We start from the raw sequence: 15,818 nt of genomic DNA on the forward strand, positions 1-15,818 counted from the left end.
CCCATCGTGTCAGGTGTAGATGACCGCCAGGAACCTGACCAGGATCTCCTCCCGCTTGGCCGCGGGCAGCGCGTCCAGGATCGTGTTGACCACGGCCATCCCCGGCTGGCCGCCGCCCCCGAGATCCACCCCGACCGCCGCCGCCAGGTCGCCGAACTCCCGGTCGCCGAGCGCGTCGAGATCCAGCTCAGCCACCATCTCGACCAGGCCGTCCGGCACCTGCGCCGGTCCGCGTTCCCTGGCCGCCTCCGCCGACTCCGCGATCACCTGAAGCATCGCGTCCACGCCCTTGAGCGTGGCGCCGGTGACCGTGATGTGCAGGTTGGCGGGGATTCCGGCGTACGACAGCTGCGGCTGGATGAACCACCCGCGCGCCCGCGCCTCGTCGGCCAGCACGAAGACGTCGATCTCGCTTGAGGTGAACGCGATCAGCGACCCGGCTGGATCCCCGAGCACCCGCAACCCCGCGATCGCCGCCAGCCCCTCACGCAGCCGCCGCGCCGCCTCCAGCGTGTCCCGACCCAGCTCCCGGTACCCGTCGTGACCCAGCATCCGCAGCGTCGCCCACGCGCCGCCGAGCGGCCCCGCCGACTTCGAGCTCTGCACGGTCGCGTTGATCACCGTGTAACCCGGCCAGGCCGCCGAGGCGAAGTACGCCTTCCTGCGCATCGCCGGATCGGCGAACAGCACCACCGAGGCGCCCTTGGGCGCGTAGCCGAACTTGTGCAGGTCGCACGAGATCGACGTCACCCCCGGCACCGACAGGTCGAACGGCGGCACCTCCGCCCCCGCCTCCCGCAGCCACGGCAGCAGCCACCCGCCCACGCACGCGTCCACGTGACACGGCACCCCCGCCGCGGCCGCGACCGCGGCGACCTCCGCCACCGGATCGACCACACCCTGCGGATACGACGGCGCCGACGCCACCACCAGCACCGTGTCCCCGTCGATCCTCTCCCGTACGGCCGCCGCCGCCACCTTGAACGTCTCCAGATCCACCGGCACCGCCCTGACCTCCACGCCCAGGTAGTGCGCCGCCTTGTGGAAGGCCGGATGCGCCGTCACCGGCACCACCATGTTCGGCCTGCCCCGTCCCGCCGCGTCCCGCGCCGCCTTGACCGCCAGCATGATCGACTCGGTGCCGCCGCTGGTGAAGATCCCGTGCCCGCCGCCGAGCACCGCCGCCACCTCGCCGACGACCTGCTTCTCCATCTCCACCACGCTGGGGAAGGCGGTCGGGTCGAGAGTGTTGACCTCCAGCATCTCGAAGTAGGCGCGGGCCGCGGCATCGTGCACCTCCGGCCGGCCCGTGTCGTAGACGTAGGCGGTCACCTGGCCGCCGCGTACCGGCAGGTCGTGCCGCTTCAGCGCGGCGATCTCGGCCAGCAACTCCTCGGCGGTCCTCACGCGGTCTCCTTCTGGGCTTCTGCACGGGGTACGGCGAGCCGGCCGTACCAGCTGATGAGGGGAAGGCTGAGCAGCATGAGCGCGGCCGGGAGCGCGGTGAAGCCGAGCAGCATGCCGGTGAGCGCCGGCTCGGTCTGCACGGCGGCCTGTGTGGCGGCTTGTGTGGCAGCGGCCGAGGTGAAGCCCGACAGGGCGAGCACCGCGGCGAACAGGCCGGGCCCGAGTGCCAGCCCCGCCGTCTCCCCCGCCGTCCACAGGCCGGTGAACGCGCCCGCCTGCGCCTGGCCGGTGCGGGCGGTGTCGGCGTGGACGGTGTCGGGCAGGAGCGAGAGCGGCAGCAGTTGCAGCGCGGCGTAGCAGACCCCGGCCAGGGCGGTCAGGGCCAGGGTGACGGCCAGCGAGCGCGCGGCGATCGCCGGGACCATGCCGAGCGCGGCCAGCCCGAAACCCAGCGTGGCGGCGACGTAGCAGCGCACATGGCCGTAGGCGCGGGCCAGCCGGGACCAGGCGGGCACCGCCAGCAGGCTCGGCCCGACCAGGCAGACGAACATCAGCGACGTCAGGCTGTAGTCGCCCAGCCGGTGCGCGGCCACGTACGGGGCGCCGGCCAGCATCACCGCGACCCCGAGAGCCTGCGTCACGAAGGCGGCCAGCAGCGCGAAGAACGGCCGGTTCCCCCGCGCCATGCGGAACGCGGCGACCGGGCCGAGCTGGTGCTTTCCCGGACTCGACGTGACCCAGCGGGTGCCCAGAGTGGCCCCGACCAGGGCCGCCGCCATGACCGCGCCGACCGCGACCCCCATGACCGCGTACCCGGCCCTGCCGCCGCCCGCCAGATCCACCACCGCGGGGGCCAGCCCGCCCGCCACCAGGATGCCCGCCGTCAGGCAGACCACCCGCCACGACATGATCCTGGTCCGGCCGCGCTGGTCCCCGGCCATCTCGGCGGGCAGCGCGACATACGGCACCTGGAAGCACGCGAACGCCGTGGCGGCCAGCAGGAACGCTCCTCCGGCCCAGGCCACGGCGAACCCCGTGCCACCGGCCGGTACCGCGAACATCAGGGCGAAGGCCACCGGCAGCGCGACCGCGCCGGCCAGCAGCAGCCTGGTCCTGCGGCCGGTGCGTACGGCCTCACGGTCGCTGGCGGCGCCGACCAGGGGGTTGAGCAGGACGTCCCAGATCTTGGGCGCGACCAGCACGGCGCCCGCGATGGCGGCCGGGACGGCGAGGACGTCGGTGAGGTAGTAGAGCAGCAGGAGGCCGGGCACCGCCGAGAACACCCCGGTCCCGACGGACCCGACCCCATAGCCGAACAACCTGCCCCGGCCGAGCCCTTGCTCGGTGCCGTCGGTTTGTGGCTTTTGTGGGCCGTTGCTGGGCGGCGGGGTCACGGCAGGATGCCGGGGAGGGCGAGGGTGCGGTGGACGGTCTGGTGCAGGTGGGTGCGGAAGCGGCGGGACGCGGCCCGGTCGCCCGCGCCCCTGCGGTTGCCGTCGGCGTCCAGGATCCCGCCCTTGGCGAACCCGTGCACGCACCAGATGACCGACCACATGGCCATCTCGACGTCCACGCCCCGGTCGATCACCCCGGCGGTGACGGCGGGTTCCAGGGCACGGGTGACGGCGTCGACGAGCGGGCGTACGTACTGGCGTTCCAGGTCGGTGAGGTCGCTCGCGTCGGACAGCCAGCGGTGCATCCACAGCGCGGGCACCTCGGGGTGCTCAAGGCAGAAGTCGAGGTAGTCGTCGATGAGGCGGTGGATCGCTTCGACCGGATCGGCCCCGGACAACCGGGCCAATGACGCTTCCAGCGTGGCCCGCTCGGCGGTGTGGGCGCGTTCCATGACGGTGAGGTAGAGCTCGCGCTTGCCGCCCACGTGGTAGTTGACGGTGGCGATGTTGAGCCCGGCCGCGTCGGCGATCTGGCGGGTGGAGGTGCCGTCGTAGCCGAGCGCCGCGAACAGCTGCGTGGCCACCTTGACGATGTTCTCCTGGGGATGCACCCAGTCACCATATTCCGGACATTTCCCTCAGTCAATCACTTGATGGAGACGGAACCACCACACCCCCAAGCCCGCCGTGGCCGGAGCCATGGCGGGCGTTGGGGTGGCTACCGTTGCTGGTCGGCGAGGGTGTCGAGGGCTTGCGAGAGCCGTTCCATGGCCGCCAGGCAGGCGGGCCAGTCGTCGCCCACCGCGTCGGCGATCCGTTCGGCCATCTTCTGGTGGTCCGGGCCGATCCGTTCCACGGCGGAGAAGCCCTCGGGGGTGGGCCGGAGGAGCTTCGCCCGGCGGTGTGCCGGGTTGGGCAGGTACTCGGCCAGCCCCTTCTCCACCAGCAGGTCCGCTATCCGCTGCACGCTCTGCCGGGTGATCCCCATGACGCGGGCGATGCCCGCCACCGGCAGCGGCTCGCGCAGCACCGCGCCCAGCACCTGCCACCAGGCGGCGGTGAGCCCGGCAGGGCGGGCCAGTTCCTCGGCGATCGCGAGGAACTGGCCGTTGAGCCGGAACGAGGTGATCGCGCTCCCGGACAGCAGATCCGCCTCTTCGCTCACGACTGCCCGGCGGCCTCGAGCACCGCGAAGGCCGAGGCGTCACTGTTCTTGAACAGCCGGAACCACGCGTCCAGCACCTCGGGCTCGTAGACGCCGAGCCGGGCGAAGATCTCGCGGGCGAACGCCTCGGGCTCGGTCGCACCCGCCGTGATGACGTTGTCCGCGGTTACGGCGTCGGCCTCGACGTAGAGCTCCGCGCCCTTGTATCCGGGCACCGTCATCGTCAGGAACTCCAGCACGTTGCTGGTGTGCGCGCGCTCGTCGAGCAGCCCCTGCCTCGCGAGCCCCACCGTCGCGCCGCAGATCCCCGCGACCGGGACGCCCGCCGCCACGAACTCCTTGGCCTTGCGCCCGAACGCGTCGAGTTCCCCGCTCACCCACGTGTCGGCGCCGGGCAGGATCAGCAGCTCGCTGTCCTGGGGAGAGAGCTGGTCGAGCGTGATGTCGGGCACGATCCGCATGCCGCCGGAGGTGACGACCGGGTCGAGGGTCTCGCCGACCGTGACGATCTCGAACCCGCCGGGCTCGCGGTGCCAGGCACCGTTGCGGAGGTGGGCGGTGGCGTGCCCGGTCTCCCAGTCGGCGAGGGTGTCGTACACGGCGTGGTGAACTGTTTTCGTCATGACAGTATTCTGTCATGACGACAGCATGCTGTCAACTCTCGGGATGGTCCATCTCCCCACAAGCTCCCGCCTCCCGAGACCTCCGCCCTCCGGGACAGGACCGCGCTTTCTAGCCCCGTGCCTCGATCCCTGCGCTCCCTGCGCCTTCGGACCCCGCGCCCTCAAGCTCCGCTGTCCGGGGGCCCACAGCTCCATGTCTCTGCGGCGTCCTGCCCCGGGGTCGGGGTGCCCTTCGAGGTCCAGGGAGCCGGGCGGCGAGGAGGTACGAGGTTGGGGTCTTCGGCGGATGCGGGCGGCGAGGGGCGCGGGTCCCAGCGGGCTGGAGGCGGGCGGGGAGTGGGTGGGGGGCGTGCGAGGATGGCCCCTATGGCAGAGATCGTCGGCGGAGGCATTCCGGTCAACGACGCCGAGCGAAGGGTGATCGCCCACCTACGCGACCACGCCCCCCACGATTGGCTCCTGCTGCACAACGTCGAGGTCCCCCGGGGCGACGATCTGTTCGAGGTGGACCTGATCGTCCTCACGCCCCACTCCCTCGTGGTGGTGGACGTCAAAGGCACGCGGGGCCGTATCGAGGTCTCGGGCGGACGGTGGTTCCCGCAGCGCGGCGGCGCGGTCGGCTCGCCGGTCACCAAGCTCAGAGGCACGGCAAGGGCGCTCAAGGGCCTGCTGGTCGACGCCCACCGCAGGCTGGAGCGCGTCTACGTCGACAGCCTCGTGGTCCTGACCTCGCCCGACGCCGAACTGCACGACCCGTCCGGCCGCGACGCCGTCAACGTGGCCGACCTCGACGCCCTGATCTCCACGCTGGCCGACGTGACGCGGGTGCGCCGCGGCGGCAGCCCCGACGTACGCCCCTATGTGACCGCGATCCTGGACGCCCTCCACCAGTCCGTACGGCGCAGCACCGCCCCACCCAGGTTCGGCAACTGGGAGGTGGAGGAACAACTGGGCGGCGACGCCAAGGTGACCGAGTACCGGGCCTTCAACGCCACCCTCCCCGGCAGCGAGACCGTCCTGCTCCGCGTCTACCAGGCCGACCCCCTGGCCGACCAGCCGAGCCGGGTCGCCGAACGCCAGCGCATAGCCAACGCCTACCAGTCGTTGACCCGCATCCCGCCCCACCCGAACGTGGTCCGTTCCCGCGACTTCTTCGCCATCGACGACGAGAGCCGCTTCGTGCTGGTCCTGGACGACGTGCACGGCCAGGCCCTGCACGTACGGCAGAGCGCCCGCCTGACCGTCGTCCAGGACATGCTGCGCGGCCTGGCCCACGCCCATGCCAACGGCGTCATCCACCGCGCCCTCACCCCGGCCAGCGTGCTGGTGACGGACGAGGGTCACGCGGTGCTGACGGGCTTCGACTACGCCAAGCCGGGCGCTCGCAACTTCACCGTCGCCCACGAACTCGGCAACGTCCTCGACATGCACTACGTGGCGCCGGAGTGCCAGGAGGGCCCGGACCGCATGACCCCGGCCTCGGACGTGTACGCCGCGGGGGTGATCGCCTACCAGCTCCTGACCGGCGGCCTGCCGGAGGACACGGACGCCAGGGACGTCCCCGAGGTCGTGGCCAGGATGCTCGACGACGCTCCGGCCAAGCGGCCCACCGCCGCGGACAGCCTGGCGTCCCTGGAAGGCATTCGTCAGGAATCCCGTCTCAGGCGCCTCTTCCGCCGCGTACTGTCTTGATCATGGATGTTTCACTGCGTCCTGTGCGCGAAGACGACCTACCCTTCCTCAATCACCTGACCAACGACCTAGAGGGCTCGGGGGCCCACCAGTGGTACGGCTGGCACGACCCGCACCACCACCGCCGGCGCTGGGAGGAGAACGGCTTCCTCAACGACGAGGGCGGTTATCTGATCATCACGAGAGACGACGACCGGCTCGGCTTCGTGTCGTGGCACAAGAAGATGACCAGCAGGGTCTCCTTCTGCTACGAGATGGGACTTATCGTCGCTCCCGGGTCCCGCGGCCGGGGTTACGGCACGCTCGCCCAGCGGCTGCTGGTCGGATAGCTGTTCGACCACTCGACGGTGAACAGGATCCAGGCCGCCACCGAGCTGTCCAACCTGGCCGAGCAGCGGGCGCTGGAGAAGGCCGGGTTCACGAGGGAGGGCGTCCTTCGAGGTATCGGCTTCCGGGCCGGCCAGTGGCAGGACGGTGTTCTGTACAGCATTCTGCGCGCCGACCTCAACTAGAGGCTGCGGCGCAGCGTGCTCGCGTGCTCCAGGTAGTCGTTGGCGAGATGGGTGCGTCCGGCCGAGCGGTGCAGTTCACCGAGCATCTCGGTGGTCTGCGCCTCGCCGCTGCGGTCGCCGAGTTCCTGGAAGACCTCCAGGGAACGTTCGAGACCGGCGGAGGCCGGCGCCCACTCGCCGCGTGCCACCTGGAGCCCGGCGAGGCTCTGCATGGCGTAGGCGCCGCAGTGCCGGTCGCCGAGCGATTCGAAGATGTCGAGGGCGTGCCGGTGGAAGGAGACGGCCTGCTGGAGCCGGCCGATCTGCAGGCTCACACAGCCTTCCCGGTGGGAGTCGCCGAGTTCCTGGGCCAGCCGCATGGCCTGCTTGAGCCACTTGCCCGCCTGGGCCAGGTCGCCGTTCCTGAGGCAGAGGCGGCCGATGGCCTGGCGGACGAAGGCCTCGCCGTTCTGGTCGCCGGCGGCCAGGAACATGGCGAGCGCCCGCCGGTAGTGGCCGAGCGCCTTGGCCACGTCGCCCCGGAACTGCCGCACGGCGCCGAGGCCGCACAACGTGGTGGCCTCGGCCCTGGTGTCGCCGAGTTCGCGGAAGATGCGGCGGGCGCGGCTGAACTGGCCGGCCGACTCCTCGTATCTGTCCTGGTAGAGGCTGACCTGGGCCAGGCCTCTGAGCATGGCGGCCTCGCCGTACCTGTCGCCTGAGGAGCGTGCGGCGGCGAGTGCGAGCGCGTGCGTGCGGGACCAGGCGTCGAAGTGGCAGTGCAGGTCGAAGTAGGGGACCATCGCGGCGGCCAGCCCCCACGCCGACGCCGCGAGACCGGCCTCGGCGGCCACGCGCACGGCTCCGACCAGGGTGTCGTGCTCGGCCTCGAACCAGCCGGTGGGGTCGGCGGTCAGCCGGTCGAGCGTGCGGGCGGGCAGTTGCCAGCGCGGCGCCCGGTCGGAGGTGAGGCTGAAGACGACGGTGGGCAGGCGGGTCATGGCGTGCTCGGTGGTGGCCGTCCATGCCGCGAGCACGCGGCCGAGGGCTGCTGGGTCGGCGTGCCGTTCGAGCGCGTGGGCGCCGATGAGGCCGGGCACCACGTAGCGCGGCTGGCCCACGGGGTCGGTGCCGACGAGCCTGAGCAGGTTGGCGTCGACGAGCAGGTCGGTCACGTCGTCGGCGCGCGGGCGGTCGAGCACGGCGCCGACCACCCAGCCGGGCTGCGCCTGGCCGCCGAGCAGGCCGAGCGTGCCGAGCGTGCGCGCCGCCTCGTCGGGCAGCGCCGCGTAGCTACGGTCGAGGCTGGCGCGTACTTCCTTGAGCTCGCCGAGCAGGTCCTCTTCGAGCCTTTCCTTCAGTACGGCCAGCGACCACCCGGGCCGGGCGGCCAGCCGGGCCCCCGCGCTGCGCACGGCCAGTGGCAGCCCGCCGCAGGCGGCCACGATCGCGCGGGCGGACCGCGGTTCCCTGGCCACCCGGTCGCCGCCGGCGATCCGGCCGAGCAGGCGCAGCGCGTCGGCGGGCGGCAGCTCGCCCAGGTCGAGCTGGAGGGCGCCGGGCAGCTCGGTGATCTTCCTGCGGCTGGTGACGATCACCGCGCAGCCGTTGCCGGGCAGCAGCGGCCGGATCTGGTCCGCGCCGTCGGCGTCGTCGAGCAGGATGAGCATCGGCCGTTCGGACAGCACCGTGCGCAGCAGCGCCGACCGCTCGTGCGCCGTGGGCGGCGGCGTGTCCACCCCCAGCGCCCGCAGCGCCTCGGCGAGCAGTTCGGCGGGTTCCCTTCCGGCCAGGTCCAGGTAGAGCTGCCCGGCGGGGTAGCGTTCCCGCAGCGCGTGCCCGGCATGTACGGCCAGCGCCGTCTTGCCCGCCCCCGGCGGCCCCGACACGATCGCCACCTCGAACGGCTCCGCCAGGGTCGCGAGCGGCTCGGCCCGCCCGGTGAAGTCCGGCACGTCGGGCGGCAGTTGCCTGGGCACGACCGGCGTGCCCTCGTCGGCGAGGATCGTCTCGTAGGCCCGGCGCAGGTCGGCCCCGGGTTCGACGCCGAGTTCGTCGACGAGCTGGGCCCGGATGAGGCCGTACGCCTTGAGCGCCTCGGCCTTCCTGCCGCCGCGGTGCAGGGTCAGCAGGAGTTGCTGCCACAGGTCCTCGCGGTAGGGGTGCTCGGCGATCAGGCTTCTCAGCAGGGCGATGGCGCCGGGCTGGTCGCCGCTTTCCAGGTGGTGGGCGATCAGGTTCTCGGCGGCGCGCAGCCGTACCTCCAGGAGGGGTTCGAGGCGGCGGTCCCAGAGCGGGCTGCCGGGCAGGTCGGCCAGCGGCGCGCCGCGCCAGAGCGCGAGCGCGCCGGCGTAGTCGCCGCGGGTCACCAGGTCCTCGAACACGAGCAGGTCGAGCGCGCCGCCGGGCACGTCGATGGCGTAGCCGCTGCCGTCGCCGCGCAGGTGGCCGCCGCCGAGGTCGGTGCGTAAGGAGCTGACGTAGGTACGGATGTTGGCCTGGGCCGAGCGCGGCGGCCGCTCCGGCCAGAGGATCTCGACGAGTTGGTCGGCGCCCACCACGTGTCCGGCGTTCAGCAGGAGGGTGGCGAGCAGCATGCGGGGCTTCTTGCCGGAGACCCGCACGGGGTCGCCGGCGGACCTGACTTCCAACGGTCCGAGCACATGAAAAGTGACCGACATGACCGCATCCGCTCCTTTATGGAGACCTGACAGCCCTTTGTATCTGTTCTGGACGTTTCTTGTGCGGCTTATGCACACCCTGGTCTCAGAGATCCCAGAACCCCCCGAGAGGATCACCATGAAGCTCAGAGGAGCAGTGGTCGCAGGCGTCACCCTCTTACTCAGCCTCGGCGCGATGCTGACCACAGGGTCAGTCGCGTCGGCCGACCCAGAGCCGTTCTCCGCGGAAGCGGAGATCCTTGCCACCAACTTCCAGCTGCCGTTCCCCTGTGGACAGAGCTGGACGGGCAACTCCAGCGCCAGCAGCGCGCACCAGTCGTGGGAGATCGATTTCAACCGCGGTGGCAGCGCTGACGCCGACCTCGGCGACCCCGTGGTCGCCGCCGCGTCGGGCACCGTGGTGATCTCGGCGCACCAGGGCTCCACCAACGGTTACGGCAACCTGGTCAAGATCGACCATGGGAGCGGCTGGACCACCTACTACGCCCACCTGAACGTCCGCTCGGTCAGCGCCGGCCAGGCCGTCTCCCAGGGCCAGCAGATCGGCACCGTGGGCAAGACCAGCAAGCCGGGCAACAACATCAGCGCCCACCTGCACTACGAGGTACGGCAGGGCGAAGGCTACCCGGGCAACATCCGCAAGGCCGTCTTCAACGGCACCACCTTCGGCTACCCGGTCCAGACGCTGACCTCCAGGAACTGCGGCGGGTCCAGCAACCCGTACACCCCCGAGCAGGTCTGCGGCGCCGGCTACGGCGTCGTCGACTCGGCGGCCCTCGGCACCAGCGGCACCGTCTACCTGCTCTACAACAACTCCAACGGCTACAACTGCGTGGTCACGCTGAAGAAGACCTCGCTCGGGACCGCCTCCCCGGTCGCGGCCTACCTGGAAGTCCAAGGAAGCGCCCGGATAACGGATTCGGGCAACTTCAGCTACTACGCGGGCCCGGTCAGGGCAGCGGCCCCCGGCAAGTGCGTCAAGTGGGGCGGCAAGGCCGGAACAGCCGTGTACGACTCTCCCTTCGAGCACTGTGGATCATGAAACTGAGAATCCTCTTGCTGGCCGGACTTCTCGTGATGTCCGGCCAGCAGGCCGCAACGGCCTCCGCTGAATCCAGCCCGCTCGCCGACGCCTTCGACAAGGCGGCCAGCGGCTACGACGTCCCGCGCGACCTCCTCGCCGCGCTGGCCTACGCAGAAACCCACCTCGACGGCCACCGGGGCGAGCCGAGCGCCAGCGGCGGATACGGCCTGATGCACCTGGTTCCGAAGGCCCTTGAGGAGGCGGCCAAGCTCACCTCCACCCCGGCCGACCAGCTCAGGACCGACGACGCGGCGAACGTGCTCGGCGGCGCCGCCGTACTGCGGGCCAAGGCCGACGCGCTCGGCATGGACGCGAGCGCGCGCAAGGACCCGGCGCGGTGGTACGCGGCGATCGGCGCGTACGGCGGCGCGAAGAGCACCGCCACCATCTACGCCGACGCCGTCTACGAGGCGCTGTCCAGCGGCTTCGAGGCCAAGGGCGTGCGCGTCAAGCCGCAGGCCGTGCAGCCGGAGCGCGGCGAGGACTACACGCCGTTCGCCGCCGCGGCGGTCGACTACCCCGGCGCGCTGTGGTCGGCGGCCAGTTCCTCCAACTACACGGTCGCCAGCCGCCCGTCCAGCGCGGCGATCAACAAGATCGTCATCCACGTCGCGCAGGGCTCCTACGCCGGGACGATCTCCTGGTTCAAGAACCCGGCCGCCAAGGTCTCCTCCCACTACGTGGTCCGCTCGTCCGACGGGCAGATCACGCAGATGGTGCGCGAGAAGGACATCGCCTGGCACGTCAAGGGCGCGAACACCAACAGCGTCGGCATCGAGCACGAGGGCTACATCAGCGACGCCTCGTGGTTCACCGACCAGATGTACCGCGCGTCGGCGGCGCTGACCCGCAACATCGCCGACCGCTACGGCATCCCGAAGACCCGCTCGAACATCGTGGGCCACGTCGAGGTGCCCGGCAACGACCACACCGACCCGGGCCCGAACTGGGACTGGAACAAGTACATGAGCTACGTGACCGGCGGCAGCGGCAACCCGCACACGCCCGAGTCGGTCTGCGGCAGCGGCTACAAGATCATCGACTCGCAGGCGCTCGGCAGCGCCGGCACGGTCTACCTGCTCTACAACCCGACCAACGGCAACAACTGCGTGGTCACGATCAAGCACACGTCGCTGGGCACGGCCACCGCGACCAGCGCCTTCCTTGAAGTCCAGGGCAGCCCGAGGACCACCGACTCCGGCAGCTTCTCCTACTACGCCGGACCGGTCAGAGCTGCCGCACCGGACAAGTGCGTCAAGTGGGGAGGCTCCGCGGGCAGCTCCACCTACACGAGCCCGTTCGAACACTGCGGCTAGAAACCTCCTGAGGGAGCGCGGCGCCTCGCCGCGCTCCCCTTCTATGTGCCGGCCACGGATCTGGCCCACGTGTAGTCGGGCTGGCCGGCCGGACTCCGGTGGATCTCGCTGACCAGCCGCAACGCCCCCGGCACCGCGTGCGCGGCCAGCCTCCCCTCGCAGTGCGCGGCCAGGTCCTCCAGCGACAGCGCCGCGACGGGCGCCACGACCGCCGTCACCCGCTGCCCGGGACCGCCGACCACCACCGCGTCATACACCGCCGGATGCGTCCGCACCACCGCCTCCACCTCCTCGGCGCGCACCTTCCCTCCGCCGGTGCGGATCACGTTGGCCGCGCGGCCGAGCAGGGTGACGCTCCCGTCGTCCTCGACCCTGGCCAGGTCGCCCGGCACCGCCCACCTGCGGCCCTGGGCGTCGCGCGGGAAGTCCGCGCCGTTCCAGTAGCCGCGCGCGACCCGCCCGGTCCTGCCCAGCACCCCCTCCTCACCGGGCGCGGCGGGCTCAAGACCATCAGCCAGTACGGCCGCGCCGTCCGCCAGCCCGAACCCCGCGCCCATCGCCTGGCAGGCCAGCCCGGACTCGGCGGCCCCCAGCGCGTCCACGATCGCCGCGAGACCGGGAACCGCCGCCCGCAACCCCGCCTTGGTCCGCCCCGACATGGCCGCCGCGCCCGTCACCACCGCCATGAGCCCGGCCAGTTCCCCCGGCCGCACCGCCGCCAGCAGCGGCCTGGCCATCGCGTCACCGGTCAGCACCATGACCTGGGCTCGCTCCGCCTCGGCCAGCCGGACGACCGCGCGGGGGTCGAAGCCGTGCCCGGTCCACAGGATGAGCGTGCCGCCCGTGGTGTGACAGGTCCAGCCGAGCCACTGCCCGGCGGCCTGGGCGAGCGGCGCGCAGACCAGCATCCGCAGCCCGGCCCCGGCAGCGGCGTTCTCGGCGACCTGCTCCGGCGAGGCGACCGGCTCACTCACGAACGATCCCATCGCGGCGAAGAACACGTCCTCCTGCCGCCAGAGCACACCCTTCGGGCGGCCGGTCGTGCCGGAGGTGTAGATCAGGTAGCGATCGTCGCCGGAGCGCTCCTGGGGTTCCGGCAGAGTGCGGGGAAGGGCCACCGCCCGCTCGTACGGCCGGCCGTACGCGATCGTGTTCGTGAACCACGGCACCCGCCGCAGCAGACCCGCCTCGCCCACCAGAGCGGCGCACCCGGAGTCGCGCAGCACGTGGGTGAGGTCGTCCTCGCGGCAGCGGTGGTCGAGGTTCACCGGCACCGCGCGCAGCTTGAAGCAGGCCAGTTCGCTCTCCTTCCACTCGGCCCGGTTACGCGCGAGGATGCCGACCCTGTCACCCCGCCCGACCCGCATCCCGCTGAGGTGGCAGGCGAACCTGGTGGCGCGTTCGTCCAGCTCGCGGTAGGTGAGGCGGCGCTCGCCCGCGACCAGCGCCGTACGGCCGGGCACCGCCCGCGCCACGCTCTCGAACAGGTCGGCCAGGTTGAAGGTGCGGCTCACCGGTCAAGATTGCGCAGCCCGCACCACCTGTTGTCCAGACCCGTCAGAAGGTGTCGATGATGTCCACGACATAAAGGAGCGGTCCACCGCCAGGAACGCCGATGCCGCCCGTGGTCGTGAAGCCCTTGGCGGCCGGGACGGTGACGGCCACGCGGCTGCCGACGGCCCTGCCGGTCAGCGCCTCGACCCAGCCGGGCGGCACCGCCCCGGGTACGAGCGTGAAGCCGCGCGGACCGCCGCGCCGGACAGAGGAGTCGAAGACCGTGCGCGCGGGCCACCTGGCGCCGACGTACTGCACCACGACCTTGGCTCCCGCCTCGACCACGGGACCGGAGCCGTCGATGAGCGTGCGCGAGGGGCCCGGCGCCCGGAGGTCCGCCGGGAGCTCGGGCAGCCCCTCCCCGAGCAGGCGGGCGTCGGCCGGGTAGCCGCCGAGGATGTCGAAGACCGCCACCAGCGTCTCCCCCGGGCCGACGCCCGTCGGCGCCCCGTCGCCCGCCGGGCCGACCAGCATCACCCGGCTGCCCGCCGCGTGCCCGGCCAGCGCCTCGCGCCAGGCGTCCGGCACCTGCCCGCCGCCGAGCACCACGGTGGCGGGCTGGCGGGTGTCGTAGGTGTTCATGTACGGCTTGTTGCCCTCCCAGCGGCGTACCTCGACATCGGTGACCACCACGTCGCCCTTCTGCGTCACCCGCCCGCCGCCCTCCCAGAGCACGGTGACCCGCGGCTCCCGGTCCGGGCGCCCGGTCGGCAGGCTGATGACCGGCTTGGTGCCGAAGGCGCCGGACACCCTCGGGGTGGCGGCGGCGAGCCCGCAGGAGGTGGTGAGCCCGCAGGAGGCGGCGAGCCCACAGGAAGCGGTGAGCCCGCATGAGACGGCGAGCAGGATTGCGGCAAAACAGATCAGTCGCACACTTCGCTTCTTTGCCGCGATCACTCCAAGGGATTGGCATCTACCCCCAAAACCACACGGTCTCAGGATGCGGCATGCTGGGTGGGTGAGCAGGCCCAACCTCGCGCGGCGGGTGGCGGAAGCGGCCGAGATCGCGCTGACCCACCGCAAATACGTGACCTTCGTCGACGTCGTCACCGGCCTGCGCTGGCTGCACACGCGGCACGTCGACACCTGGCGCCAGGGCCGGGCCGCCACGCTGGCCGAACTGGCCGCGGTGGACGACGACCGGCTGCTCGACGCCGCCGCGCACCTGCGGGAATGGGCGCTGGGCAAGGGGCTGCGGCCAGTGGCGACGCCGTACGTGTCCGGCAGCCGCGACCGTCGCGACCTGCGCTTCACCAGAGACGGAGATCAGGAGCCCTACAGAACCCACTGGCTCTCCCCCGACCTGAGCGAAGCCCGCGTCAAACAGATCACCGAACGCCAGGCCAAAGCCCCCGACCTGGTGGCCGTGAAGCCAGTGGACGCCTGGACCTGCGCCGAGTGCGGCGACACCGGCGACTACTTGATCATGGAAGAGGAGCGCCCGCACTGCCTCACGTGCGCGGACCTGGACCACCTGGTCCTGCTACCGGCAGGAAACGCCACACTGAGCCGCCGGGCCAAGAAGGAAAGCGGCCTGTCCGCCGTAGTGGTCGAGTACAACCGCAGACGCAAGATCTACCAGCGCGTGGGCGTGCTGGTGGAGGAGTCCGCCCTGGCGCTGGCCGAGGAGTCCTGCCTGGCCGACGAAGAGGTACGGCTACGCCGCCGCGACCGCGACCGGGTAAGGCGGGCGGAGCAGGACGTCGAATACCAGACCCGGATGGCCACCGAGATAGCCCGCCTCTTCCCCGGCTGCCCACCCGAACGAACCCGCGAAATCGCCGAGCACGCGGGACAACGCGGCAGCGGCAGAGTGGGCCGTTCAGCAGCGGCAAGAGCGTTGGACGAGAACGCGATCACCCTGGCGGTGGTGGCCTCGATCCGCCACCTGGACACCGACTACGACCGCCTCCTCATGTCCGGCGTCCCCCGCAAGGAAGCCCGCGACCGCATCCGCGACAAGATAGCCACCAAACTGGCCGAATTCCGCCCCTAAAAAGCATGGTGGTCGCTCCGCTCCCGCGCCCCAATCAGGGGGCAAGCCCAGGCATGACCAGCGGCGTACAAGAACACCACGTGACCAAACGCCAGAGGCCGGCCTGCACCACCATCTTGATCGGGGAGGCTCCGCAGCTGCCGGAATCCGGGTGTCGGCGCGGTGCCCATGCCCTCAAGCTGATCACCCGTGGCCACGGCGGGTGGCACCTTTGCCGACATACCGGTCCCTTCCGAATGAAGCTCACGTGCCAGGACAGGTCCTGGCGTGCGGCACGACCCTTTGGTCTGAACGGTTTCGAGCTGAGTTGTTCAGGCGCCCTCTCGGCGAGAAGCATGCAAATGGTCTGGGCTCTGGGTCCCCGACGGTCGCCGTCTGGTCTAGCGCGTCGTCACAATGGTCGTGCCCGGCCTTG

At 71.5% G+C, this 15,818-nt stretch carries 14 protein-coding genes; 6 read left to right on the forward strand and 8 right to left on the reverse strand.

What is annotated here, in order from left to right; translation table 11 throughout:
- Nucleotides 1-9: 9 nt before the first annotated feature.
- The 5 genes from ACIBI5_RS33430 to ACIBI5_RS33450 all read right to left on the reverse strand — a co-directional run bounded on the left by ACIBI5_RS33430 (nt 10) and on the right by ACIBI5_RS33450 (nt 4,589).
- Nucleotides 10-1,407 (reverse strand): pyridoxal phosphate-dependent decarboxylase family protein, encoded by a 1,398-nt coding sequence (locus tag ACIBI5_RS33430; RefSeq protein ID WP_397252716.1) that lies wholly within the window; start codon nt 1,405-1,407, stop codon nt 10-12.
- Nucleotides 1,404-2,801 (reverse strand): MFS transporter, encoded by a 1,398-nt coding sequence (locus ACIBI5_RS33435; RefSeq protein WP_397252717.1) that lies wholly within the window; start codon nt 2,799-2,801, stop codon nt 1,404-1,406. Before ACIBI5_RS33435 ends, ACIBI5_RS33430 begins: the two co-directional genes overlap by 4 nt.
- Complete coding sequence (locus ACIBI5_RS33440; protein WP_397252718.1) at nt 2,798-3,412, reverse strand: TetR/AcrR family transcriptional regulator; 615 nt, start codon at nt 3,410-3,412, stop codon at nt 2,798-2,800. The genes ACIBI5_RS33435 and ACIBI5_RS33440 overlap by 4 nt, the downstream gene beginning before the upstream one ends.
- A 107-nt stretch (nt 3,413-3,519) precedes the next feature.
- Complete coding sequence (locus ACIBI5_RS33445; RefSeq protein WP_397252719.1) at nt 3,520-3,966, reverse strand: MarR family winged helix-turn-helix transcriptional regulator; 447 nt, start codon at nt 3,964-3,966, stop codon at nt 3,520-3,522.
- Nucleotides 3,963-4,589: a type 1 glutamine amidotransferase family protein gene (locus ACIBI5_RS33450; RefSeq protein WP_397252720.1), complete on the reverse strand. Its 627-nt coding sequence runs from the start codon at nt 4,587-4,589 to the stop codon at nt 3,963-3,965. Before ACIBI5_RS33450 ends, ACIBI5_RS33445 begins: the two co-directional genes overlap by 4 nt.
- Nucleotides 4,590-4,955: 366 nt before the next feature.
- Between ACIBI5_RS33450 and ACIBI5_RS33455 the strand changes: the two genes are divergently transcribed.
- The 3 genes from ACIBI5_RS33455 to ACIBI5_RS33465 are packed head-to-tail and all read left to right on the forward strand — an operon-like array spanning nt 4,956 to nt 6,793.
- Nucleotides 4,956-6,281 carry an NERD domain-containing protein kinase family protein gene (locus ACIBI5_RS33455; protein ID WP_397252721.1) on the forward strand — a complete coding sequence of 442 codons (1,326 nt, stop codon included), beginning with the start codon at nt 4,956-4,958 and terminating at the stop codon, nt 6,279-6,281.
- Nucleotides 6,282-6,283: 2 nt separating this feature from the next.
- Nucleotides 6,284-6,610 carry a GNAT family N-acetyltransferase gene (locus ACIBI5_RS33460; RefSeq protein WP_397252722.1) on the forward strand — a complete coding sequence of 109 codons (327 nt, stop codon included), beginning with the start codon at nt 6,284-6,286 and terminating at the stop codon, nt 6,608-6,610.
- An 18-nt stretch (nt 6,611-6,628) separates the two neighbouring features.
- Nucleotides 6,629-6,793: a GNAT family N-acetyltransferase gene (locus tag ACIBI5_RS33465; protein ID WP_397252723.1), complete on the forward strand. Its 165-nt coding sequence runs from the start codon at nt 6,629-6,631 to the stop codon at nt 6,791-6,793.
- Here the strand turns inward: ACIBI5_RS33465 and ACIBI5_RS33470 are convergent.
- Complete coding sequence (locus tag ACIBI5_RS33470; RefSeq protein ID WP_397252724.1) at nt 6,790-9,423, reverse strand: tetratricopeptide repeat protein; 2,634 nt, start codon at nt 9,421-9,423, stop codon at nt 6,790-6,792. The genes ACIBI5_RS33465 and ACIBI5_RS33470 overlap by 4 nt on opposite strands.
- A gap of 205 nt (nt 9,424-9,628) precedes the next feature.
- On the opposite strand from ACIBI5_RS33470, the gene ACIBI5_RS33475 reads away from it, so the two are divergent.
- Together ACIBI5_RS33475 and ACIBI5_RS33480 are read left to right on the forward strand one after the other, a co-directional pair.
- Nucleotides 9,629-10,495, forward strand: coding sequence for a M23 family metallopeptidase (locus ACIBI5_RS33475; protein WP_397252725.1), 867 nt, complete (start codon nt 9,629-9,631; stop codon nt 10,493-10,495).
- Nucleotides 10,492-11,853, forward strand: a complete 1,362-nt coding sequence (locus ACIBI5_RS33480) for an N-acetylmuramoyl-L-alanine amidase (protein ID WP_397252726.1) — start codon at nt 10,492-10,494, stop codon at nt 11,851-11,853. The genes ACIBI5_RS33475 and ACIBI5_RS33480 overlap by 4 nt, the downstream gene beginning before the upstream one ends.
- Nucleotides 11,854-11,894: 41 nt before the next feature.
- Here the strand turns inward: ACIBI5_RS33480 and ACIBI5_RS33485 are convergent, their stop codons facing one another.
- Together ACIBI5_RS33485 and ACIBI5_RS33490 are read right to left on the reverse strand one after the other, a co-directional pair.
- The gene (locus tag ACIBI5_RS33485; protein ID WP_397252727.1) at nt 11,895-13,367 is read right to left on the reverse strand and encodes an AMP-binding protein; all 1,473 of its coding nucleotides are present in this window, start codon (nt 13,365-13,367) and stop codon (nt 11,895-11,897) included.
- Between the two features lie 43 nt (nt 13,368-13,410).
- Nucleotides 13,411-14,280 carry an FKBP-type peptidyl-prolyl cis-trans isomerase gene (locus ACIBI5_RS33490; protein WP_397252728.1) on the reverse strand — a complete coding sequence of 290 codons (870 nt, stop codon included), beginning with the start codon at nt 14,278-14,280 and terminating at the stop codon, nt 13,411-13,413.
- A gap of 85 nt (nt 14,281-14,365) precedes the next feature.
- Here ACIBI5_RS33490 and ACIBI5_RS33495 point away from each other — a divergent pair, with 85 nt between their 5' ends.
- Nucleotides 14,366-15,403 (forward strand): DUF2293 domain-containing protein, encoded by a 1,038-nt coding sequence (locus ACIBI5_RS33495; RefSeq protein WP_397252729.1) that lies wholly within the window; start codon nt 14,366-14,368, stop codon nt 15,401-15,403.
- Nucleotides 15,404-15,818 lie beyond the last annotated feature (415 nt).

It is taken from the genome of Nonomuraea sp. NPDC050540 (genome assembly GCF_044457485.1).
Lineage (GTDB): Bacteria > Actinomycetota > Actinomycetes > Streptosporangiales > Streptosporangiaceae > Nonomuraea.